We start from the raw sequence: 23539 nt of genomic DNA, 5'->3' as shown, positions 1-23539 counted from the left end.
TGCCCGAGGCACCCACCACGTTGTATCCCCCTTCCTTTCCCCCCCCTCGGTGGGACCGTTTGCTCGCCCTTTGTCGTGGAGCCGCAACCCACCGGGGGCCCCCCCCCCCCCCCCCCCCCCCCCCCCTCCGGCGTTCCCGCTGCCGCGGGGTCAGTCCTCCTCGTTGCCGTCCTGGCTCTCCCGCGCGGCCGGCGGCTCGGGCTCGCTCGGCCGCTCCGCCGTGGCGTGCCCGGCGACCGGCTTCTCACCGGCCGGGCCGACGTTCTCCCGCCGCCGCAGGTAGCGCTCGAACTCCCGGGCGATCGCGTCGCCCGAGGCCTCCGGCAGCTCGGCCGTGTCCTGCGCCTCCTCCAGCTGCTGGACGTACTCGGCCACCTCGGTGTCCTCGGCGGCCAGCTGGTCCACGCCGAGCTGCCAGGCCCGGGAGTCCTCACCGAGCTCGCCCGGCGGGATCCGCAGGTCCAGCAGGTCCTCCAGCTTGTTGATCAGCGCCAGCGTGGCCTTCGGGTTCGGCGGCTGCGCGACGTAGTGCGGCACCGCCGCCCAGAGCGTCACGGCGGGCACCCCGGCGTGCGTGCAGGCCTCCTGGAGCACCCCGACGATCCCGGTCGGGCCCTCGTAGCGGCTCTCCTCCAGGTCCAGCCGCTGGGCCAGCTCCGGGTCGGAGGTGACCCCGCTGACCGGGACGGGGCGGCTGTGCGGGGTGTCCCCGAGCAGCGCGCCCAGGATCACCACCAGCTCGATGCCCAGCTCGTGCGCGAAGCCGAGCAGCTCGTTGCAGAACGAGCGCCAGCGCATGCTGGGCTCGATGCCGCGCACCAGGACGATGTCCCGGGTCGCGGGCTCCGTCACCCGGACCACCGAGAGCCGGGTCGTCGGCCAGGTGATCCGGCGGATGCCGCCGTCCAGCCATACCGTGGGGCGGTTGACCTGGAAGTCGTAGTAGTCCTCGGCGTCCAGGGCGGCGAACACCTTGCCGCCCCAGGTGTCGTCCAGATGCGCCACGGCCGCGGAGGCCGCGTCCCCGGCGTCGTTCCAGCCCTCGAAGGCGCAGACCATGACCGGGTCGATCAACTCGGGAACATCTTCCAGCTCGATCACCCAGCGTCTCCCTCCGGTCGGCGGTCGGACGTGCCCGCCCCGGCCGGCCTGCCGAGGCGCCGGCGGTCCGGCTGCCGACTGTCGAACCTCTCGTCACCCATGGAACGCCTCGCTCCATGGTTCCCTACCTGCCCAGCCTACGGGCTTTGATGCGCCTCCCGGCGGGGCACCGGGACAGTCTGGGGGAGCGGGGCGCCGGGATCCAGCGGTTATCGCCGCGCCGGGCCCTGGGCGCCCCGGGAAAGATCGCGGGGCGGCCGCCGGGCGCCGGGGGGTCAGCGCGGTCCGGTCGCGGCGGTGACGGCCGGCAGGTAGCCGAGGGACTGCCCCTCGGGCGTGGGGTGGAAGGACTCCCAGAGCCGGGGGAGCACGATGCCGGTGATCCACTCCCGCCCCGCGCCCGCGCAGACCCCGTGGCCCTCGAACGCCGTCCGGACGTCGGCGAAGGCGAACCCGTGCGCCTCGGCCTCGCGGCGGATCAGCTCGTCCAGCTCGTCCGTCAGCGCGTTGAACCGCTGTCGGCGGGCATCGGTGCCGATCAGGCAGGTGGTGCCGGTGCGCAGCAGGTGCGGATAGCCGGTGACCACCACCCGGGCCCGCGGGGCGGCGGTCCGCACGTCGTCGTACAGGGTGGAGAGCCGGCCGGGCAGCTCCTCCCGCAGCCGGCGGCCGGACTCGTCCAGGGTGGCGGCGCAGCGGGCCTCGGTGGTCAGCGGCTGGAGGCAGTCGGCGGCCGCCCCGGCGAAGCCCAGGTCGTTGCCGCCGACGGTGAGGGTGAGCACCGTGGTGTCCGCGCCGACCTTCGGGAGCTGTCCGCCGCGGACGTCCGCGGTGGTCGCGCCGTTGCACGCGGCGGCGAGGAAGCCGGTGGCGCCGTGGTCGGCGGCCCAGAGCGCCGGGTAGGCGTTGGCGCTGCGGTGGCAGTCGCCGGCGGCCGGGTCGTAGGCGCCGGCCGCGACCCCGGCGGCGTAGGAGTCGCCCAGCGCGGCGTAGCGGGGCGGGGCGTCGGCGGGCGCGGCGGCGGCCGGCGCGGCGCAGAGCAGGAGCGGGACGGCGGCCAGGGCGGCGAGGAGCGGGTGGCGCTGCACGGCGGTTCTCCGGGGTCCGGTGGCCGGGCGCGGTCCGCCTCGGCCCATCGGGCACGGATCGTATCGGAGTGGTGACGCAGAGTCGTGGCGCGCCCGCGCGGCGCGGCGGCGCGATGATGGAGGAAGGGGCCGGACAGGGCGTGAGGAGCCGGGCGGATGGACGGACGGTGGTGGATCGGCATCGGCGTGGTGGCGGCCGCCGGGGCCGGCGCGGTGGTGCTGGCGGCCCTGGCGGCGGGCCGGCGCCTGCCGGTGGAGCACGTGACCGAGGGCGGCCTGGAGCTCGACCAGCCGCCGGGCGCGGTGTGGGACGTCGTGACCGACGTCGACCTCTATCCGGCGTGGCGCCCGGGCCTGTCCCACGTCGAGCGGCTGCCGGAGGGCGCGGGCGGCCGGCCGCGCTGGCGCGAGTACGGCCCGCACGGCCACGCCACCTACGAGGTGCTGGAGAGCGAGGCCCCGCACCGGCTGGTGACCGGCGTGGCCGACCCGGACCTGCCCTACGGCGGCACCTGGACGCTCGTGCTGACGCCGGCCGGACAGGGCTGCAGCCTGACGGTCACCGAGCGCGGCGAGGTCCACCGGCCGCTCCACCGCGCCGTCTCGCACTACGTGCTGGGCGAGGACGCCACCGTCCGGCGCTACCTGGGCGCCCTCGCGCACCGGATGGCGTGACGGCGGCGCCTCAGCGGACCCAGCCGCGCCGGTAGTCGGCCCAGTTCTGCTCGGTGGCGGCGAAGTCCACGTACAGCCCGACGCCGAAGTTCTCCCGCCGCAGGTCGTACCGGCCGAGGCCGAGCCGGATGCCCCGGATGCCGGCGTCCACCGTCTCGGCGTGCCCCCAGTGGCCCCACTTGTCCTCCCAGAAGAACGGCAGGCCCATCAGGAGGTCCACGTCCTCGGGGGTGGCCTCCAGGGCCAGCTCGGTCTGGTAGGCGTTGTAGCCCCCGTAGAGCGACGCGGTCGGCATGCTGGAGTCGTAGGTCATCACCGCGACCTGGTCGACCCGGCGGGCGGTCTCGGTGAAGTACGCCTGGTCCCACCACTTGCCGTGGTCGGTGAGCGCGATGGCGATGTCGTGCTGGAAGGGCAGCGGGTCGATCTGCGGCGCGGCCACCGAGAGCCGGGCGCCGCGGCCGGCGGTCACCGGGCGGACCTGGTCCAGCAGCGCGAGCCAGCCGGCCGAGCCGGGGCGGATCGGCTCCATGTCGAAGTGCACCCCGTCGAAGCCGAGGTCCAGCACCTGGCGGGCGGCGGCGGTGACCCGGTCCCGGGTGGGCGCGTCCTCCAGGTCCAGGGCGTCCTTCTCGGGCTTGACCTCGTCGCCCAGCCAGCCCTGCACCCGGATGCCGGGCAGCGCGCGGTGCGCGGCCTCGGTGAACCACTGGGCCCGGGGGTGGACGGCGGGCGGCAGCGAGCCGTCGTGCTCCAGCGGGCCGGTGTGGACGTAGAGGTCGCGCACGCCCGTCCCGGCGAGCCGCCGGGCGAGGTCGGCGACGTCGGCGTCACCCTTTCGGCCGTCCACCCAGGCGTGGCCCAGCCAGACCGCGTCCTTGCCGCGGGTCCGGGCCTCGGGGGAGGGCTCACCGGCGTACTGGAGCCGCAGGGCGAGCGCCGCGGAGCCGATCGGCAGCAGGGCGACGGCGAGGACGACCAGCGCCACGGCAAGGGTTCTGCGCCAACGGGACCACCCCCGCCAGCGCGTCCGCAGCGCCCGTGGCGCCGCCCCCAGGGCCCGTCCGAGCCGTCGTATCCGTGCGCTTCGACCCGCCATGCAGTCGCTCCCCCGTCGCGGCGAGTGCTCAGGATACGAAATGGTCACCCGATCCATGCCACCGGCCGGATACCCTGGCGACGTGCGTGCCCGATTCAGCGGGCGTGCAAAGCCGACAGCCGTCGCACCCAGGGAGAAGCCCCATGGCCACTGCAGCCGACCCGTCCGTCACCCAGCAGAGCCGCGCGAACGCGCTGCGTGAGTCGCTCGCCATCAGGGTGGTGGTGGCCGACGGGGCGATGGGGACCATGCTCCAGGCCCAGGACCCGAGCCTGGAGGACTTCCAGAACCTGGAAGGCTGCAACGAGGTCCTCAACATCACCCGGCCCGACATCGTCCGCTCGGTCCACGACGCGTACTTCGCGGTCGGCGTGGACTGCGTGGAGACCAACACCTTCGGCGCCAACTTCTCGGCGCTCGGCGAGTACGACATCCCCGAGCGGATCTTCGAGCTGTCCGAGGCGGGCGCCCGGATCGCCCGGGAAGCCGCCGACTCCTTCACCGACGGCCGCACCCGCTGGGTGCTCGGCTCGATCGGCCCCGGCACCAAGCTGCCCACCCTCGGCCACGCCCCGTACGAGGTGCTGCGCGACGGCTTCCAGCTGAACGCGGCCGGCCTGATCGCCGGCGGCGCCGACGCGCTGCTGGTGGAGACCAGCCAGGACCTGCTGCAGACCAAGGCCGCGATCCTCGGCTCCAAGCGCGCGCTCGCCGAGGCGGGGCTGGACCTGCCGGTCCTGGTCCAGGTGACGGTCGAGACCACCGGCACCATGCTGCTCGGCTCGGAGATCGGCGCGGCGCTGGCCGCGCTGGAGCCGCTGGGCGTCGACTACATCGGCCTGAACTGCGCCACCGGCCCGGCCGAGATGAGCGAGCACCTGCGCTACCTGGCCAAGAACGCGAAGATCGGCCTCTCCTGCATGCCGAACGCGGGCCTGCCGGTGCTGGGCAAGGACGGCGCCCACTACCCGCTGTCCCCGGCCGAGCTGGCCGAGGCGCACGACGTCTTCACCCGGGAGTACGGCCTCTCGCTGGTCGGCGGCTGCTGCGGCACCACGCCCGAGCACCTGCGCCAGGTGGTCGAGCGCGTCCAGGGCCGCCCGGTGGTCGCCCGCACCCCGCGCCCGGAGCCCTCGGCCGCCTCGCTGTACCAGGCGGTGCCGTTCCGCCAGGACACCTCCTACCTGGCGATCGGCGAGCGCACCAACGCCAACGGCTCGAAGAAGTTCCGCGACTCGATGCTGGCCGGTGACTGGCAGGCCTGCGTGGAGATCGCCCGCGAGCAGATCCGGGACGGCTCCCACCTGCTGGACCTCTGCGTGGACTACGTCGGCCGCGACGGCGTCGCCGACATGAAGGAGGTGGCCGGCCGGCTGGCCACCGCCTCGACCCTGCCGATCGTGCTGGACTCCACCGAGCCGGAGGTCCTGCGGGCCGGTCTGGAGGCGCTCGGCGGCCGCGCGGTGCTCAACTCGGTCAACTACGAGGACGGCGACGGCCCGGACACCCGGTTCGGCCGGATCGCCTCGCTGGCCCGCGAGCACGGCGCCGGCCTGATCGCCCTCACCATCGACGAGGACGGCCAGGCCCGCACCGCCGAGACCAAGGTCGCCATCGCCGAGCGGCTGATCGCCCAGCTCACCACCGAGTACGGCATCGACGAGGGCTCGATCCTGGTCGACTGCCTGGCCTTCACCCTGGGCACCGGCCAGGAGGAGTCCCGCCGGGACGGCATCGAGACCATCGAGGCGATCCGCGAGCTCAAGCGCCGCCACCCGGACGTGCAGACCACCCTGGGCCTGTCCAACATCTCCTTCGGGCTGAGCCCGGCGGCCCGGATGGTGATCAACTCGGTCTTCCTGAACGAGTGCGTCGAGGCGGGCCTGGACTCCGCGATCGTGCACGCCTCGAAGATCCTGCCGATGGCCCGGATCCCGGAGGACCAGCGCGACGTCGCCCTGGACCTGGTCTACGACCGCCGCAGCGAGGGCTACGACCCGCTGCAGAAGCTGCTCCAGCTGTTCGAGGGCGTCTCCTCGACCTCGATGAGGGCGTCCAAGGCGGAGGAGCTGGCGGCGCTGCCGCTGGAGGAGCGCCTGCAGCGCCGGATCATCGACGGCGAGCGCAACGGCCTGGAGGCCGACCTGGACGAGGCGCTGGCGCAGCGCCCGGCGCTGGAGATCGTCAACAGCACGCTGCTGGCCGGCATGAAGGTGGTCGGCGAGCTGTTCGGCTCCGGCCAGATGCAGCTGCCGTTCGTGCTCCAGTCCGCCGAGGTGATGAAGACCGCGGTGGCCCACCTGGAGCCGCACATGGAGAAGTCCGACGACGAGGGCAAGGGCACCATCGTGCTGGCCACCGTCAAGGGCGACGTCCACGACATCGGCAAGAACCTGGTCGACATCATCCTGTCCAACAACGGCTACACCGTGGTCAACCTGGGCATCAAGCAGCCGGTCTCGGCGATCCTGGACGCCGCCCAGGAGCACCGGGCGGACGTCATCGGGATGTCCGGCCTGCTGGTGAAGTCCACCGTGATCATGAAGGAGAACCTGCAGGAGCTGAACCAGCGCAAGCTGGCGGCCGACTACCCGGTGATCCTCGGCGGCGCCGCGCTCACCCGGGCCTACGTCGAGCAGGACCTGCACGAGATCTACGAGGGCGAGGTCCGCTACGCCCGGGACGCCTTCGAGGGCCTGCGGCTGATGGACGCGCTGATCGCGGTCAAGCGCGGCGTGCCCGGGGCGGCCCTGCCGGAGCTCAAGCAGCGCCGGCACGCCCGGGTCGAGGTCGAGGAGCCGGAGGAGGTCAACCTCGGCCAGGTCCGCTCGGACGTCTCGGTCGACAACACCGTGCCGGAGCCGCCGTTCTGGGGCGACCGGATCGTCAAGGGCGTGCCGTTCGCCGACTACGCCTCCTGGCTGGACGAGGACGCGCTGTTCAAGGGCCAGTGGGGCCTGAAGGCCGCGCGCACCGGGGAGGGCCCCTCGTACGAGGAGCTGGTGGAGACCGAGGGCCGGCCGCGGCTGCGGATGTGGCTGGACCGGCTGCAGACCGAGGGCTGGCTGGAGCCGGCCGTGGTCTACGGCTACTACCCGGCCAACTCCAAGGGCGACGACCTGATCGTCCACAACGAGGACGGCACCGAGCGGACCCGCTTCACCTTCCCGCGCCAGCGGCGCGGGCGCCGGCTCTGCCTGGCGGACTTCTTCCGCCCGGAGGAGTCGGGCGAGCGGGACGTGCTGGGCCTCCAGGTCGTCACCATGGGCAACCGGATCTCCGAGGCGGCGAACGAGCTGTTCGCCAACAACTCCTACCGCGACTACCTGGAGCTGCACGGCCTCTCGGTGCAGCTGGCCGAGGCGCTGGCCGAGTTCTGGCACGCCCGGGTCCGCTTCGAGCTGGGCTTCTCCGGCGAGGACCCGCAGGACGTCAAGGACATGTTCGCGCTGAAGTACCGGGGCGCCCGGTTCTCGCTCGGCTACGGGGCCTGCCCGGAGCTGGAGGACCGCGCGAAGATCACCGAGCTGCTGCGGCCCGAGCGGATCGGCGTGGTGCTCTCGGAGGAGTTCCAGCTGCACCCCGAGCAGTCCACGGACGCGATCGTGATCCACCACCCGGAGGCCAAGTACTTCAACGCGCGGTAACCCCCGCGTCGCGCACCGTTCGTTCCTTTCGGCGGACCGGGGCGTATCCTGGATCATCCTGAACGGGCCGGTCCGCTCACCAGCGGGCCGGCCTGTGCCATCCCCAGGGGCAGCGCCCCGGGGCACGGACGGAAGGACCCGCGCCATGACCACCATCTCCACCGCCACCCGGACCCTCGACCACGGCGACGGCCGGGGCCTCCAGGCGGTGCTGCTGGACATGGACGGGACGCTGGTCGACACCGAGAACCTCTGGTGGCAGGCCGAGGCCTCGCTCTTCGCCGAGCTGGGCTACACGCTCGACGAGAACGACCGCGCCCACGTGGTCGGCGGCCCGATGAGCCGGGTGATCGACTACCTGCTGGCCGCCACCGGCGTGGACCTCGCGCCGGCCGATCTGACCGTCCTGATCAACCAGCGCTTCGTGGACCTGCTGGGCGGCGGCGTGCCACTCATGCCGGGCGCCGAGCGACTGCTCAACACCCTTGCCGCGCACGGCGTTCCGACCGCCCTGGTGTCCGCCTCGCACCGGCACGTGATCGACATCGTGCTGCGGTCGCTGGGCGCCCACCACTTCGCCTTCACGGTCGCCGGGGACGAGGTGCCGCGCACCAAGCCGCACCCGGACCCGTACCTGGAGGCGGCGCGGCGACTGGGGGCGGAGCCGGGCCGCTGCGTGGTGGTGGAGGACGCGCCGACCGGTGTCCGCGCGGCGGAGGCGGCCGGCTGCCCGGTGATCGCGGTGCCGTCGGTGGCGCCGATCGAGCCGGCTCCCGGGCGGCTGGTGCTGCCCTCGCTGGAGGGCGTCGATCTTGAACTGCTCCGCTCGCTCGTCGCCTCACGAGTGTGATTGTCGTCTCATTGCGGAGACCGCTTACCGCCCGGTACGTGGTCGGCCCCGTCCGCTCACGGCGAGTCCCCAGGGAGAAAACGGGCATTGCCTGACAACTCGTCGAATGGTCGCGCCCACACCGCCCCCTCGTGTCCCAACTGTCACCTGTACGGGTATCGGTGGGGTCTGTTCGATATGGCACGCTACTCCAGTTCGTTCCCCACCCCCGAGCCCTGCCATCGCCGCTGACGGGCAACCCCGTCCTGCCCGCGGTCGCACGGCGCCCGGTCCGTGCACGACCTCCACGACCCCGGAGGATCAACCGAGCGCGGGCCGCCGGCCCCCGGCCGGACCGCACCCGAAGGACGCGACCCGTGAAGACTTCAGCTGAACGACTGGCAGTGCTCGGCTGCGCCGGCCTGGTGGCCGTCTCGGTGGCCGGCTGCGGCTCGGTCACCGACGCCGTCAAGGGGGACGGCGACAAGGCGATCACGATGGGGACCACCTCGGTCACCAACACGCTGGACCCGGCCGGCGCGTACGACGCCGGCTCCTGGCTGCTGCTGCGCAACACCTTCCAGTCGCTGCTGTCCTACCCGGCCGCCTCCAGCACCCCCGGCCCGGACGCCGCGCAGTCCTGCGAGTTCACCGCCGGCGACGTCACCCAGTACCACTGCACGCTCAAGGGCGGCCTGAAGTTCTCCAACGGCCACGCGCTGACCGCCGCCGACGTCGCCTTCTCCATCGACCGGACGAAGAAGATCGCCGACCAGAGCGGCCCGGCGGGCCTGCTGGAGTCGATCAAGTCGGTCGAGGCCAAGGGCGACACCGAGGTGGTCTTCCACCTCTCGGCGCCGGACGCGACGCTCCCCGCGAAGCTCGCGGGCCCGGCGGGCGCCATCGTCGACCAGGAGGTCTTCCCGGCCGACAAGCTGCTCGCCAACGACAAGCTGGTCGGCTCCGGCCCGTACAAGATCGACTCGATCGAGACCACGACCATCGAGGGCGGCGCCAAGGTCCCCGGCAAGGTCGCGCTGTCCCCGAACGACAAGTACACCGGCGACGCCAAGCTCCGGAACAAGAAGTTCACCCTCCGGTACTTCGACAAGCCGGCCGAGCTGAAGGCCGCGCTCGACAAGGGCGACATCGACCTCGCCGACAACAGCCTGGAGCCCAACACCGCGGCCCAGGTCCTGTCCGACCAGCAGGGCGGCAAGAGCGACCTGCAGGTCGTCGAGGGCGACAGCAACGACACCCGCTACCTGGTCTTCAACACCAAGGACGCGACCGGCGGCAACGTCGCCGTCCGGCAGGCCGCCGCCCAGCTGATCGACCGCAAGTCGCTCGCCCGCGACGTCTTCGCGCGCACCGTCCAGCCGCTCTACTCGATGGTCCCGGCCGGTGTAGCCGGCCACAACACCGCCTTCTTCGACAAGTACGGCGACCAGGACGTCACCAAGGCCAAGGCGATCCTCACCGCGGCCAAGGTCCCGATGCCGGTCAAGCTGAACCTCACCTGGTCGCGCTCGCGCGCCGAGGGCGCCGAGGCCGACGCGCTGAAGAAGCAGCTGGAGGCCGGCGGCGTCTTCCAGGTGACCGTCCAGCACGAGGCGGACTGGGACGTCTACAAGAAGGGCTGGGTCGAGGGCAAGTACCAGGCCTACACCATCGGTTGGTTCGCCGACTACCCGGACGCGGACAACTACGTCGCGCCGCTGATCGTCGAGGGCGGGGCCTACCACCACGGCTGGGACGACCCGCGGATCAGCCAGAAGCTGGTGCCCGAGAGCCTCAAGCAGGCCGACCGCGCCGCCGCGGCCGCCACCTACGCGCAGATCCAGGGCATCGTCGCCGACAACGCGCCGCTGATCCCGCTGTTCCAGAACAAGGCCTTCTTCGCCTCGCGTTCGAACATCACCGGCGTGGAGTCGACCGTGGACACCACCGGCTTCTTCCGCTTCTGGGAGATCGGCCGACTCGGCAAGTGACCCGTTCCACCGGGTGACCCTCAGCACGGTGGCCCGTCCACTCCCCCCAGGGTGCAAGGGGAGCGGACGGGCCACCGTCATGTCCGGACCGGTCCGGGCTCAGAGCGCGCCGGGGCGCACCAGCCCGCTCTCGTACGCGTAGACCGCGGCCTGGACCCGGTCCCGCAGCTGAAGCTTGGTCAGCACATGGCCGACGTGCGTCTTCACCGTGGTCTCGCTGACGAACAGCTCCGCCGCGATCTCCGCGTTCGACAGGCCGCGCGCCACCAGCTTCAGCACCTCCAGCTCACGCTCGGTCAGCGCGTTCAGCGCCTGCGGCGGCGCCTCCTCGCCCGAGGGCAGCTTGGTGGCGTACATGTCCAGCAGCCGCCGGGTGATGCTCGGCGCGAGCATCGCCGCGCCGTCCGCGACCACCCGGATCGCCTGCACCAGCTCCTCGGCCGGCACGTCCTTCAGCAGGAAGCCGCTGGCGCCCGCGCGCAGCGCCTCGACCACGTACTCGTCGAGGTCGAAGGTGGTCAGCACCAGGACCTTCGCCGGGCCGTCGCGGCCCGGGCCGGCGATCCGGCGGGTCGCCTCCACGCCGTCCATCCGGGGCATCCGGATGTCCATCAGCACCACGTCGGGCTGTAGTGCCCGGACCTGGTCCAGCGCCTGCTGACCGTCGCCGGCCTCGCCGACCACCACCAGGTCGGCCTCGGCCTCCAGGATCATCCGGAAACCGGTGCGAAGCAGCGGCTGGTCGTCGACCAGCAGCACTCGGATCGTCACCTAGGACTCCTTGCTCATCGGATCCCCCGTGGGATCGTCCTCGTCAGACGTTCGTGCCGTCGGCAGCGCCAGCGGCAGCGGGTACGGCGGGGGAGTGCCGCCGAACTCCGGGCAACTGGCCTGGTGGTCGCACCAGTCGCAGAGCCGGTTGCGGGTCGCGGGGAAGTCGCCGGTGGCCACCGCCTCGCCGATCCGCTCCCAGAGCGCCTGCAGCTTGCGCTCCACCGCGAGCAGGTCCGCCTCGTCCGGGTCGTAGCTGACCACGTCCCCGCCCCCGCCGAGGTAGACCAGCTGCAGCCGCTTGGGGATCACGCCCTTCCACCGCCACACCACCAGCGCGTAGAACTTCATCTGGAACATCGCCTTGCCCTCGAAGTCCCGCGAGGGCGCCCGGCCGGTCTTGTAGTCCACCAGCCGCACCTCGCCGGTGGGCGCGACGTCGACCCGGTCGATGTAGCCGCGCAGCAGCAGGCCCGACTCCAGGGCCGTCTCCACGTAGAGCTCCCGCTCCACCGGATGCAGCCGGGTCGGGTCCTCCAGCCGGAACCAGCGCTCGACGAGCTTCTCGGCGTCCGCCAGCCAGCGGGTCAGCGCCGCGCCGTCCGGGTCCTCCGGGAACAGCGAGACCAGCTCCGGGCGCTCGCCCAGCAGCCGCTCCCACTGCGGCCGCAGCAGCCCCAGGGCCCGCTCCGGCGTCCGGTCGGCCGCCGGGCTGTCGAACAGCCGCTCCAGCACCGCGTGCACCAGGGTGCCCCGGGTCGCCGCCGCGCTCGGGGGCTCCGGCAGCTTGTCGATCACCCGGAGCCGGTACAGCAGCGGGCAGGTCAGGAAGTCCCCCGCGCGGGACGGGGACAGGCCGGTCGGCGGCGCCGGTGGACGCGCCGGGGCCACGACGGCGCTGCTGGTGTCGGTCTGCTGCATACCCCGACCCTATTGCCCTGAGCTGTCATCCCGCTGCCACGGTGCTGCCACACCGGCCTCCCAGTGGGTAAGAACCCTGCGAGAGGGGCGCGCGACGGTACCCGGCCCTGATCACGTAGCGTGGGCGCACCGGCGCACGGCGCACGACAGTGAACCGACCGAAGGGATCACGGTGAGCGACAGCAGGGGGCGTCAGACCTCCGACCGGCCCCCGCAGGACGGCGACTCCCGGCCCGGTCCCCGGCCGCCCGAGGAGCCGGAGGGCCGCAACGGCATCCTGATGGGCCGGCCCTTCGGCGTACCCGTCTACGTCACCCCCTCCTGGTTCGTCATCGCCGCGCTGATCACCTGGGTCTTCGGCGGCCAGCTGGAGAACGTCCTGCCCGGGCTCGGCGCCAACCGCTACCTGGTCGCGTTCTTCTTCGCGGTGGCGTTCTACGGCTCCGTCCTGATCCACGAGCTCGCCCACACCGTGGTCGCGCTCCGCTACCGGCTCGGGGTCCGCCGCATCCGGCTGCAGTTCCTCGGCGGCGTCTCCGAGATCGAGAAGGAGGCCGACAGCCCCTGGCGGGAGTTCTGGCTGGCCTTCGTCGGCCCGCTGCTCTCGCTGCTCCTCGGCGGCGTCTTCTACCTCGCCGTCCAGGCCGTCGAGCTCTCCAGCGTCCCCGGCGTGCTGCTCACCGGCCTGATGGTCTCCAACCTCGTCGTCGCCGCCTTCAACCTGCTGCCCGGCCTCCCGCTGGACGGCGGGCGGATGCTGCGCGCCGTCGTCTGGGCCGTCACCGGCCGGCCGATGACCGGCACCGTCGCCGCCGCCTGGGCCGGCCGCGTGCTGGCCGTCGCCGTCCTGATCGGCCTGCCGCTGCTCGGCGCCGCCCGCGGCGCCGACCGGACCACCACCGACACCCTGATCGACGCCGTGCTGGCCGCCGTCCTGGCCGTGATCATCTGGAACGGCGCCGGCGCCGGCGTGCAGCAGGCCCGGCTCAAGGAGGTGCTGCCCGACCTGCGGCTGCGCGACCTCGTCCGCCGGGGCGTCGAGGTCAGCGCGGACACCCCGCTGGGCGAGGCGCTGCGCCGGGTCCGCGAGCAGCAGGCCGGCGCCGTCGTCGTGGTCGACGGCCGCGGCGACCCGATCGGCCTGGTCCGCGAGTCCCAGGTCCGCGAGGTCCCCGAGCACCGCCGCCCCTGGATCGCCGTCGGCGCACTGGCCCGCGACCTCGAACCGGGTCTGCGGCTGCCCGTCGAACTCGCCGGCGAGGACCTGCTGCGCGCCCTGCGGGCCCACCCGGCCACCGAGTACCTGGTGGTGGAGGCCGACGGCCGGGTCTACGGCGTCGCCACGCTCAGCGACATCGAGCGGCGGCTGACCGCCGCGATCGCCGGCCGGTGATCATCGTGGTCGGGCGGAGCGCCTGCTTCCCTTAGGATTGTCCGCATGTCCGAACCGACCGGTGCCACCCGCCGACGCGGGCCCTTCCAGGTCGGGGACCAGGTCCAGCTGACCGACCCGAAGGGCCGCCACTACACGTTCACGCTCCAGGCCGGGAACCAGTTCCACACCCACAAGGGTGCGTTCCCGCACGACGAGCTGATCGGCGCCCCCGAGGGCACGGTCGTGCGCACCACGGGGAACGTCCCGTACCTCGCGCTGCGCCCCCTGCTCCCCGACTACGTCCTGTCCATGCCGCGCGGCGCCGCCGTGATCTACCCGAAGGACGCCGGGCAGATCCTCGCCATGGCCGACATCTTCGCCGGCGCCCGCGTGGTCGAGGCCGGCGTCGGCTCCGGCGCGCTCTCCACCTACCTGCTGCGCGCCGTCGGCGACACCGGCATGCTGGCCTCCTACGAGCGTCGGCAGGACTTCGCCGACATCGCCCGGAGCAACGTCGAGCGCTACTTCGGCGGGCCCCACCCGGCGTGGAAGCTCACCGTCGGCGACCTCCAGGACAACCTGGTGGAGTCCGACGTCGACCGCGTCATCCTCGACATGCTGGCCCCCTGGGAGTGCCTGGACGTCGCCTCCAAGGCGCTCGTCCCCGGCGGCCTCATCTGCTGCTACGTGGCCACCACCACGCAGATGTCGAAGACCGTCGAGGCGCTGCGCGAGCACGGCACCTTCACCGAGCCGCAGGCCTGGGAGACCATGGTCCGCACCTGGCACCTGGAGGGCCTGGCCGTTCGCCCGGACCACCGGATGATCGGGCACACCGGCTTCCTGCTCACCTCCCGCCGCCTCGCCGACGGCGTCGAGCCGCCGCTGCGCCGCCGCCGCCCGGCCAAGGGCGCGTACGGCGAGGACTACGACAACGGCTCGGCCGAGCCGAGCCTGCAGGAGCGCGCCGCCGCCCGGGCCGCCGCCCGCACCGGCGACGTCGAGCAGCCGGAGCAGCTCGGCTGACGGTACGTCCACCAGGGGTGGTACAGCGGGTTTCGCGCCCGCGTACCACCCCTTCGTGCTACCCCCGCACCCGCGCCACCCCCCGTCCACGCCGGTGTGGGACGATGCTCGCTCACACCGACCCACTGGAGGGGACGCCTGGTGGAGACCGCGGTCACGGCGAGGGTTGAGCAGCAGACACCGCAGGCCCGCAGCGGGCCCGGACACGCCCGATCGGCCCCCTGGCACTGGGCCCTCGCGATCGGCGGCTGCGCCGCCGTGGTGGCCACCGTGCTCGCCGCGGATCCGGCCACCGGGACGCCGAAACCGGCCCGCCCCACCGTGAAGGCCCTCCCGGCCGCCGCCGCGCCCGATCCGGCCAAGGCCGAACTCCCGCTGGACTGCGGCCCGTTCCCGGTCAAGATATCCGTCAGTTTCGCCGCCGACCTCGGCGACGGCCGGCCCGGTACCGTCGCCGCCGCGCACTGCGCGGCCGAGAACGGCACCCCGCCGGACGCCGTCTACCTGCTCGGCCCCGGCCCCGACGGCCGGCCCGTCGTGGTGGCCACCCTGCTCTCCGAGCGCGAGAACCTCACCGTCGGCAGGCTCGGCCTGCGCAGCGACGGCACCATCACCGGCCACGCGCAGGGGTACTCCGGCGACGACGTGCCGCGGTTCAGCCCGGACATCTCACTCGACCTCACCTGGACGCGCAAGGACGCCGGCTGGAACCGCTCCCAGACCACCGCTCCACTGGCGCAGGCCTGACTGCTATTCGCCCGCTCGCCTCCGGGGCGCTTCGACCCGGTGCCGACGGTCGGCGCTCAGTGTCCTCGCCCGCTCGCCTCCGGGGCGCTTGACCCGGTGCCGACGGTCGGCGCTCCAACACCCCTCGTTCCTCGGGGTGTCCTCGCTTCTCCCTTTCGGCACCGGCGCGCCCCTTCGGCTCGGGGCGGGATCGCGGTCGCCTCGGGGCGGGTGCCCGCGGGCCGGGGCTACTCGGCGTCCGGGCCGTAGACCTCGGCCCGGTCGGAGACCCGGCGCACGTGGATGCAGTCGCCCGGGCAGTCCTTCACCGAGTCCACCACGTCCTGAAGCAGCGTCAGCGGCACCGGCACGGTCTCGCCGGGCTGCTGGCGCAACTCGTCGTCCGAGCCCTTCACATAGGCGAGGCCGTCGATGTCCAGCTCGAAGACCTCGGGCGCGTACTGCGCGCAGATGCCGTCGCCGGTGCACAGATCCTGGTCGATCCACACCTCCAGCGCCTCGCCGGCCTTCGCCTCTTCGGTCACCGACATGGTCCCCTGCCGTTTCTGTCCCGGGTCGCCCCCAATTGGGAGGCAATCCCGCCATTCGTACAACGATCTGACCGCGACCCTCGGTCGCGATCGGATATCGACTCGTTCGACGATACATCTGGTCGGCTTTGGGTGGTGCGCGCTGGGTATCCCCTAAGCAGAGGGGAAGCACGCGAGGGCGAAGATCGGACACGCCCGTTCCATCTTTCTTGATCTAGGGGTTTACGGACCCCTGGTCCCAGGTAGGGTCTGGAAGCGTCCAGCTCCCCGGAGGAGGTGAGGACCGTGGCAGCCCACGATGACGACTACAACCGCAGCACCGGCCGGCCCGCTCGTGGTTCCGACGAGGCCGCTCAGGTCTCGTACCTTGAGCAGGAAATCGCCGTGCTGCGCCGCAAGCTCGCCGACTCGCCGCGCAATTCGAGAATCCTCGAAGAGCGGATCGTCGAGCTCCAGACCAACCTGGCCGGCGTGTCCGCCCAGAACGAACGGCTCGCCTCCACCCTGCGAGAGGCCCGCGACCAGATCGTGGCCCTCAAGGAGGAAGTGGACCGGCTGGCACAGCCCCCGGCCGGATTCGGCACCTTCCTCAGCCAGAACGAGGACGGCACCGCCGACATCTTCACCGGGGGGCGCAAGCTCCGCGTGAACGTCAGCCCCAACGTCGACCTCGACGAGCTGCGGCGCGGCCAGGAGGTGATGCTCAACGAGGCCCTCAACATCGTGGACGCGATGGCCTTCGAGCGCATCGGCGACATCGTCACCCTCAAGGAGGTCCTGGAGGACGGCGAACGCGCCCTGGTCATCGGCCACACCGACGAGGAGCGGGTGGTGCGCCTCGCCGAACCGCTGCGCGAGCTCACCATCCGGGCGGGGGACGCCCTGCTGCTCGAACCCCGCTCGGGCTACGTCTACGAGGTCGTGCCCAAGTCCGAGGTCGAGGAGCTCGTCCTCGAAGAGGTCCCCGACATCGACTACCGCCAGATCGGCGGTCTCAGCAACCAGATCGAGCTGATCCGCGACGCGGTCGAGCTGCCCTACCTGCACGCCGAGCTCTTCAAGGAGTACGAGCTGCGCCCGCCCAAGGGCGTCCTGCTCTACGGCCCGCCCGGCTGCGGCAAGACGCTGATCGCCAAGGCGGTGGCCAACTCGCTCGCCAAGAAGGTCGCCGAGGTCACCGGCCGGCCCCAGGGCAAGAGCTACTTCCTCAACATCAAGGGCCCCGAGCTCCTCAACAAGTACGTCGGCGAGACCGAGCGGCAGATCCGCCTGGTCTTCCAGCGGGCTCGGGAGAAGGCGAGCGAGGGCACCCCCGTCATCGTCTTCTTCGATGAGATGGAGTCGCTCTTCCGCACCCGCGGTTCGGGCGTCAGCTCGGACGTGGAGAACACCATCGTCCCCCAGCTCCTCGCCGAGATCGACGGCGTGGAGGGCCTGGAGAACGTCATCGTCATCGGCGCCTCGAACCGCGAGGACATGATCGACCCGGCGATCCTGCGGCCCGGCCGCCTGGACGTCAAGATCAAGATCGAGCGCCCGGACGCCGAGGCCGCGAAGGACATCTTCTCCAAGTACCTCAAGGGCTCGCTGCCGTTCCACCCGGACGACCTCAAGGAGCACGACGGCTCCGTCGAGGCCACCGTGGTGGCGATGATCCAGGCGGTCGTCGAGCGGATGTACACCGAGACCGAGGAGAACCGCTTCCTGGAGGTCACCTACGCCAACGGTGACAAGGAGGTCCTGTACTTCAAGGACTTCAACTCCGGCGCGATGATCCAGAACATCGTCGACCGTGCGAAGAAGATGGCCATCAAGGACTTCCTCGACCACGGCCAGCGCGGTCTGCGCGTCTCCCACCTGCTCGCCGCCTGCGTGGACGAGTTCAAGGAGAACGAGGACCTGCCCAACACCACCAACCCGGACGACTGGGCCCGGATCTCCGGCAAGAAGGGCGAGCGGATCGTCTTCATCCGCACGCTCGTCACCGGCAAGCAGGGCGCCGAGTCCGGCCGCTCCATCGACACCGTCGCCAACACCGGGCAGTACCTGTAACCGCACCACTCCGGGCGCCGGCAGCGGACCCCGGACCAGCACGCACCCCGTCCGGCTGTGGCGCCTCGCGGCCCCGCAGCCGGACGGCGCGTCTCGGGGCCCGCCTGTCGGTGCCGCGTTCTAGGCTCGACCCACCGTTCGCGGGCACACCGCCCGCGTCGGTGTTGTTCAGCGGTACGTCAGCGTGTTCCGCCCGTGGGGGGCGGTACACCGGGCAAGGAGGGCCGCATGACCGTACGGCGCGTGATGGGCATCGAGACCGAGTACGGGATCTCCGTACCCGGGCACCCCAACGCCAACGCCATGCTCACCTCGTCCCAGATCGTCAACGCGTACGCGGCGGCGATGCACCGGGCACGGCGGGCCCGTTGGGACTTCGAGGAGGAGAATCCGCTGCGCGACGCCCGGGGCTTCGACCTCGCGCGCGACGTGGCGGACGCCAGCCAGCTGACCGACGAGGACATCGGCCTCGCGAACATCATCCTCACCAACGGCGCGCGGTTCTACGTGGACCACGCGCACCCCGAGTACAGCTCGCCCGAGGTGACCAACCCGCGCGACGCCGTGCTCTGGGACAAGGCCGGCGAGCGGGTCATGGCGGCCGCCGCCCAGCGCGCCCTGGAACTGCCCAACGGGCAGACGATCCACCTGTACAAGAACAACACCGACAACAAGGGCGCCTCCTACGGCACCCACGAGAACTACCTGATGAAGCGGGCGACGCCGTTCGCCGACATCGTCCGCCACCTCACCCCGTTCTTCGTCTCCCGCCAGGTGGTCACCGGCGCCGGCCGCGTCGGCATCGGCCAGGACGGCTCGGCGAACGGCTTCCAGATCAGCCAGCGCGCCGACTACTTCGAGGTCGAGGTCGGCCTGGAGACGACGCTCAAGCGGCCGATCATCAACACCCGCGACGAACCGCACGCCGACGCCGAGAAGTACCGCCGGCTGCACGTGATCATCGGGGACGCCAACCTCTCCGAGATCTCCACCTACCTCAAGCTCGGGACCACCTCCCTGGTACTGGCGATGATCGAGGACTCCTTCATCGCCGCCGACCTCGCCGTCGACCAGCCGGTGCGCACCCTGCACCGGATCTCCCACGACCCGTCGTTGAAGCACCTCATCACGCTGCGCAACGGGCGCCGGCTCACCGCCGTCCAGCTCCAGCTGGAGTACTTCGAGCTGGCCCGCAAGTACGTCGAGGACCGCTTCGGCACCGACGCCGACGAGCAGACGGTGGACGTCCTGGCGCGCTGGGAGGACGTGCTGGGGCGGCTGGAGCGCGATCCGATGTCGCTCTCCCGGCAGCTGGACTGGATCGCCAAGCGGGAGATCCTGGAGGGCTACCGCAGCCGCGACGCGCTGGAGTGGGACAACTCCCGGCTGCACCTGGTCGACCTGCAGTACAGCGACGTACGGCCCGAGAAGGGCCTCTACAACCGTCTGGTGGCCCGTGGGCGGTTCGAGCGGCTGCTGACCGACGAGGAGGTCGAGCGGGCCGTCTCCAAGCCTCCGGAGGACACCAGGGCCTATTTCCGCGGGCGCTGTCTGGAGCAGTACGCGGACCACGTGGCAGCCGCCTCGTGGGACTCGGTGATCTTCGACCTGCCCGGCCGCGACTCGCTCCAGCGGGTCCCGACGCTGGAGCCGCTGCGCGGCACCCGCAACCACGTCAAGGAGCTGCTGGACCGCTGCCGCACGGCCGAGGACCTGCTCCGGGTGCTGGCCGGCGGGTAACTTTTCGATCACCACGGGTGAACGTCCGCCGAATGGGAATCATCCGGGGTGACAGCGGGTGTTGGACAGGAAGCGCCACGGCAAACCGGAAGCGGTAGCCGCGCCCTGTGTATAGGGTCGGTGCAGCAAGCAGCGACCAAACCGTGCCAGACAGATCGAGCGGGGTGAGGGAAATGGCGAGCAAGGACACCGACGGCGGCCAGCAGCGGGCGAACCGCTCCTCCGAGGAGGTCGAGGAGCAGGCCGCGGAAGCGCAGAATTCCGACGACCTCAAGGAGCGCCAGGAAAAGCTCGGCGACGACGTCGACGCGGTTCTCGACGAAATCGACGAGGTCCTCGAGTCGAATGCCGAGGATTTTGTACGCCAATTCGTGCAAAAGGGCGGCGAGTAGCCCCGTTCGGGCATTCAGGGAATTCACGGTCGCGACCGCCGAGGGCGGACGGGCGGCAACGGCCGCCCGTCCGCCCCGGTCCGGCCCACCACGCATGGACGGTGATCGTCGGCGGGTAGGGTGCGGGCAGCGTGCGCTTCAAGCTACCTGGAAGGAATCGTGTGGAAGCCAACACTCGTGGCACCGGGCGTCTACCGGCTGCCTTCCTGACCCCGGGGTCCTCCTCGTTCCTCGACTTCCTGGCCGACCACCAGCCGGAGCTGATCCCCGGGCGCCGCGAGCTGCCCATGGGAGCGGTCGTCGAGGCCCCGCACGGGACGACGATCGTCGCGGCGGTGTTCGACGGCGGTGTGGTCATCGCCGGTGACCGCCGGGCGACCATGGGCAACGTGATCGCCCAGCGTGACATCGAGAAGGTCTTCCCGGCCGACGAGTACAGCGCGGTGGGCATCGCCGGCACCGCCGGCCTCGCCGTCGAGATGGTCCGGCTGTTCCAGCTGGAGCTGGAGCACTACGAGAAGATCGAGGGCACCGTGCTCTCGCTGGAGGGCAAGGCCAACCGCCTCACCACCATGATCCGGGGCAACCTCGGCATGGCGATGCAGGGCCTCGCGGTCGTCCCGCTCTTCGCCGGTTACGACCTCGACCTCGGTCGCGGCCGGATCTTCACCTACGACGTCACCGGCGGCCGCTCCGAGGAGCGCGGGTTCGCCGCCACCGGCTCCGGCTCGGTGTTCGCCCGCGGCTCGATGAAGAAGCTCTACCGCGCGGACCTGACCGCCGAGCAGGCCGCCACCCTGGTCGTCCAGGCGCTCTACGACGCGGCCGACGACGACTCCGCCACCGGCGGTCCGGACCTCGCCCGGAAGATCTTCCCGATCGTCTCGCTGATCACCGAGGACGGCTTCCGCCGGCTCACCGAGGCCGAGGTCTCCGCGATCGCCGTCTCGATCACCGACGAGCGCCTCATCCGCCCCAACGGCCCGCAGGCCCCGCTGCTCTAGCCACACCTACCAAGGAAGGGACGACCGCCGGTGTCGACACCGTTCTACGTCTCGCCCCAGCAGGCCATGGCGGACCGCGCGGAGTACGCCCGCAAGGGCATCGCGCGTGGTCGCAGCGTGGTCGTGCTCACCTACGCCGACGGCATCGTCTTCGTCGCGGAGAACACCTCGCGGGCGCTCCACAAGGTCTCCGAGATCTACGACAAGATCGCCTTCGCGGCGGTCGGCCGCTACAACGAGTTCGAGAACCTGCGGATCGGCGGCGTCCGCTACGCCGACCTGCGCGGCTACTCCTACGACCGGGCCGACGTCACCGCCCGGGGCCTGGCCAACGTCTACGCCCAGACGCTCGGCACCATCTTCTCCTCGGTCGGCGAGAAGCCGTACGAGGTCGAGCTGATCGTGGCCGAGGTCGGCCGCACCCCGGACGAGGACCAGATCTACCGGCTCACCCCGGACGGCTCGGTCGTCGACGAGAAGAACTACGTGGTGGTCGGGGGCAACGCCGACTCGATCGGCAACTACCTGGGCCAGCGGCACCGCAGCGGGCTGTCCCTGACCGACGCGATCAAGGTCGCGGTGGACTCGCTCGCCCGGGACCCCAACGGCGGCACCCCGCGGACCATGACCCCCGAGCAGCTGGAGGTGGCGGTCCTGGACCGCCAGCGCTTCCAGCAGCGCAAGTTCAAGCGCATCCTGGGCGGCCAGCTCGCCCGGCTGCTCGACGGCGACGAGTCCGCCGAGACGGACGAGGACGAGAAGCCGGCGGCCAAGCCGCCGGCCGACCGGTCGGACGTGCCGGACGTGTCGGAGCAGTCCGACTAGCAGTGCGGAGGAGTCCCGTACGGCGGCCGTCGCCCGCCGCCGTACGGGCCCCCTCCGGTGGCCCACGCAGAGAACGGACGCCTCGTGACTCCTCCCCAGCGGTCGAGACCGTGGGGCTCCACGCCGACCTGACGGCCGGCGCCCCCGGACGAGCCCTGCCCGTTGCCGAAGCAGGGGATCGGCCTACAAGGCCAGCTGCGGCCCGGTGCCGCAGAGTTCAGGATCCCGATCCGCGCACCGGCCGAAACCGGTGATTCCTTCGAGAGAAGGTGCCATGGACCGTCGAATTTTCGGGCTGGAGAACGAGTACGGCGTCACCTGCACGTTCCGGGGTCAGCGACGGCTGTCACCGGACGAGGTGGCGCGCTACCTCTTCCGCCGCGTTGTCTCCTGGGGCCGCAGCAGCAACGTGTTCCTGCGCAACGGCGCCCGCCTCTACCTCGACGTGGGCTCCCACCCCGAGTACGCCACTCCCGAGTGCGACGACGTCGTCGAGCTGGTGACGCACGACAAGGCGGGCGAGCGCATCCTCGAAGGGCTGCTGGTGGACGCCGAGCGGCGGCTGCACGAGGAGGGCATCGCGGGGGACGTCTACCTGTTCAAGAACAACACCGACTCGGCCGGAAACTCCTACGGCTGCCACGAGAACTACCTGGTGGCCCGGCACGGTGAGTTCTCCCGGCTGGCCGACGTGCTGATCCCGTTCCTGGTGACCCGCCAGCTGATCTGCGGCGCCGGCAAGGTGCTGCAGACCCCGCGCGGCGCGGTGTTCTGCGTCAGCCAGCGCGCCGAGCACATCTGGGAGGGCGTCAGCTCCGCGACCACCCGCTCCCGCCCGATCATCAACACCCGCGACGAGCCGCACGCCGACGCCGAGCGCTACCGCCGGCTGCACGTCATCGTCGGCGACTCCAACATGTCCGAGACCACCACGCTGCTCAAGGTCGGCGCCACCGACCTGGTGCTCCGGCTGATCGAGGCCGGCGTGGTGATGCGCGACCTCACCCTGGAGAACCCGATCCGGGCGATCCGCGAGGTCAGCCACGACCTCACCGGCACCCACCAGGTCCGGCTCGCCAACGGCCGGGAGGCCAGCGCGCTGGACATCCAGGAGGAGTACTACAGCAAGGCGCTGGAGTTCGCCGACCGCAAGGGCATCAACACCGGCACCATCGCCCTGGTGCTGGACCTCTGGGGCCGCACCCTGGAGGCGATCCGCACCGACCGGCTGGACGGGGTGGCCACCGAGATCGACTGGATCATGAAGTACAAGCTCATCGAGCGCTACCGCGAGAAGCACCAGATGAGCATGTCCAACCCGCGGGTGGCCCAGATCGACCTCGCGTACCACGACATCCACCGCCGGCGCGGCCTGTTCTACCTGCTCCAGGGCAAGGGCCAGGCGAAGCGGATGACCACCGACCTCAAGACCTTCGAGGCCAAGTCCGTGCCGCCGCAGACCACCCGGGCCCGGCTGCGCGGCGACTTCATCCGCCGGGCGCAGGAGCAGCGCCGGGACTTCACGGTCGACTGGGTGCACCTGAAGCTGAACGACCAGGCCCAGCGGACGGTGCTCTGCAAGGACCCGTTCCGTTCGGTGGACGAGCGAGTGGAGAAGCTGATCGCGGGCATGTGAGGGCCCGTCCCGATGTGATCTTTGCGGTGTCCGGCCCCGGTGGTGTCTACCGGGGCCGGACGACGTCGGGGAATACGCTGTCCGTCGAGT

At 71.6% G+C, this 23539-nt stretch carries 19 protein-coding genes; 13 read left to right on the top strand and 6 right to left on the bottom strand.

The annotated features are described in order from the left end of the window. Window positions 1–150: 150 nt before the first annotated feature. Both ACZ4UX_RS33265 and ACZ4UX_RS33260 read right to left on the bottom strand, forming a co-directional pair. Window positions 151–1101, bottom strand: a complete 951-nt coding sequence (locus tag ACZ4UX_RS33265) for a PAC2 family protein (RefSeq protein ID WP_465709355.1) — start codon at window positions 1099–1101, stop codon at window positions 151–153. Window positions 1102–1376: 275 nt separating this feature from the next. Continuing rightward, window positions 1377–2189 carry an SGNH/GDSL hydrolase family protein gene (locus ACZ4UX_RS33260; RefSeq protein WP_465709354.1) on the bottom strand — a complete coding sequence of 271 codons (813 nt, stop codon included), beginning with the start codon at window positions 2187–2189 and terminating at the stop codon, window positions 1377–1379. 156 nt (window positions 2190–2345) lie between these two features. On the opposite strand from ACZ4UX_RS33260, the gene ACZ4UX_RS33255 reads away from it, so the two are divergent. Next, window positions 2346–2864, top strand: a complete 519-nt coding sequence (locus ACZ4UX_RS33255) for an SRPBCC family protein (protein WP_329486945.1) — start codon at window positions 2346–2348, stop codon at window positions 2862–2864. A gap of 10 nt (window positions 2865–2874) precedes the next feature. On the opposite strand, the gene ACZ4UX_RS33250 is transcribed toward ACZ4UX_RS33255, so the two are convergent. Then, on the bottom strand, window positions 2875–3852 hold the full coding sequence (locus ACZ4UX_RS33250) for a glycoside hydrolase family 18 protein (protein ID WP_465709353.1): 978 nt from the start codon (window positions 3850–3852) through the stop codon (window positions 2875–2877). A 254-nt stretch (window positions 3853–4106) separates the two neighbouring features. Between ACZ4UX_RS33250 and metH the strand changes: the two genes are divergently transcribed. The 3 genes from metH (at window position 4107) to ACZ4UX_RS33235 (ending at window position 10430) form a co-directional block, all read left to right on the top strand. Continuing rightward, window positions 4107–7610, top strand: coding sequence for a methionine synthase (gene metH / locus ACZ4UX_RS33245; protein ID WP_465709352.1), 3504 nt, complete (start codon window positions 4107–4109; stop codon window positions 7608–7610). Window positions 7611–7755: 145 nt separating this feature from the next. Next, window positions 7756–8460 (top strand): HAD family hydrolase, encoded by a 705-nt coding sequence (locus ACZ4UX_RS33240; RefSeq protein ID WP_329486942.1) that lies wholly within the window; start codon window positions 7756–7758, stop codon window positions 8458–8460. 356 nt (window positions 8461–8816) lie between these two features. Then, window positions 8817–10430, top strand: a complete 1614-nt coding sequence (locus ACZ4UX_RS33235; RefSeq protein WP_329486941.1) for an ABC transporter substrate-binding protein — start codon at window positions 8817–8819, stop codon at window positions 10428–10430. 99 nt (window positions 10431–10529) lie between these two features. Here the strand turns inward: ACZ4UX_RS33235 and ACZ4UX_RS33230 are convergent, their stop codons facing one another. Continuing rightward, window positions 10530–11201 carry a response regulator transcription factor gene (locus tag ACZ4UX_RS33230; RefSeq protein ID WP_329486940.1) on the bottom strand — a complete coding sequence of 224 codons (672 nt, stop codon included), beginning with the start codon at window positions 11199–11201 and terminating at the stop codon, window positions 10530–10532. Then, on the bottom strand, window positions 11202–12122 hold the full coding sequence (locus ACZ4UX_RS33225) for a RecB family exonuclease (RefSeq protein WP_352290948.1): 921 nt from the start codon (window positions 12120–12122) through the stop codon (window positions 11202–11204). 172 nt (window positions 12123–12294) lie between these two features. On the opposite strand from ACZ4UX_RS33225, the gene ACZ4UX_RS33220 reads away from it, so the two are divergent. From ACZ4UX_RS33220 to ACZ4UX_RS33210, 3 genes are all read left to right on the top strand, one after another. Further along, window positions 12295–13515: a site-2 protease family protein gene (locus ACZ4UX_RS33220; protein WP_465709351.1), complete on the top strand. Its 1221-nt coding sequence runs from the start codon at window positions 12295–12297 to the stop codon at window positions 13513–13515. Between the two features lie 45 nt (window positions 13516–13560). Next, window positions 13561–14523, top strand: a complete 963-nt coding sequence (locus ACZ4UX_RS33215) for a tRNA (adenine-N1)-methyltransferase (RefSeq protein ID WP_465709350.1) — start codon at window positions 13561–13563, stop codon at window positions 14521–14523. A gap of 141 nt (window positions 14524–14664) precedes the next feature. Beyond that, on the top strand, window positions 14665–15270 hold the full coding sequence (locus ACZ4UX_RS33210) for a hypothetical protein (RefSeq protein ID WP_465709349.1): 606 nt from the start codon (window positions 14665–14667) through the stop codon (window positions 15268–15270). Between the two features lie 227 nt (window positions 15271–15497). On the opposite strand, the gene ACZ4UX_RS33205 is transcribed toward ACZ4UX_RS33210, so the two are convergent. Then, window positions 15498–15800: a ferredoxin gene (locus ACZ4UX_RS33205; RefSeq protein WP_329486935.1), complete on the bottom strand. Its 303-nt coding sequence runs from the start codon at window positions 15798–15800 to the stop codon at window positions 15498–15500. A gap of 285 nt (window positions 15801–16085) precedes the next feature. Between ACZ4UX_RS33205 and arc the strand changes: the two genes are divergently transcribed. The 6 genes from arc (at window position 16086) to pafA (ending at window position 23449) form a co-directional block, all read left to right on the top strand. Continuing rightward, complete coding sequence (gene arc / locus ACZ4UX_RS33200; protein WP_465709348.1) at window positions 16086–17852, top strand: proteasome ATPase; 1767 nt, start codon at window positions 16086–16088, stop codon at window positions 17850–17852. A gap of 228 nt (window positions 17853–18080) precedes the next feature. Continuing rightward, a complete protein-coding gene (gene dop, locus ACZ4UX_RS33195; protein ID WP_359807198.1) occupies window positions 18081–19592 on the top strand; it encodes a depupylase/deamidase Dop in 1512 nt (503 codons plus the stop codon). 173 nt (window positions 19593–19765) lie between these two features. Then, window positions 19766–19984 (top strand): ubiquitin-like protein Pup, encoded by a 219-nt coding sequence (locus ACZ4UX_RS33190; protein ID WP_329486932.1) that lies wholly within the window; start codon window positions 19766–19768, stop codon window positions 19982–19984. Between the two features lie 161 nt (window positions 19985–20145). After that, window positions 20146–20988, top strand: coding sequence for a proteasome subunit beta (gene prcB, locus ACZ4UX_RS33185; protein ID WP_329486931.1), 843 nt, complete (start codon window positions 20146–20148; stop codon window positions 20986–20988). A 30-nt stretch (window positions 20989–21018) separates the two neighbouring features. Beyond that, window positions 21019–21813 carry a proteasome subunit alpha gene (prcA, locus tag ACZ4UX_RS33180; protein WP_465709347.1) on the top strand — a complete coding sequence of 265 codons (795 nt, stop codon included), beginning with the start codon at window positions 21019–21021 and terminating at the stop codon, window positions 21811–21813. Window positions 21814–22087: 274 nt separating this feature from the next. Then, a complete protein-coding gene (pafA, locus tag ACZ4UX_RS33175; RefSeq protein WP_329486929.1) occupies window positions 22088–23449 on the top strand; it encodes a Pup--protein ligase in 1362 nt (453 codons plus the stop codon). The last annotated feature ends 90 nt before the right edge of the window (window positions 23450–23539 follow it).

The organism is Kitasatospora sp. NPDC028961 (assembly GCF_055564815.1).
Note: the sequence above shows the minus strand (reverse complement) of the source record. Positions and strands in the feature narration are given on the sequence as shown.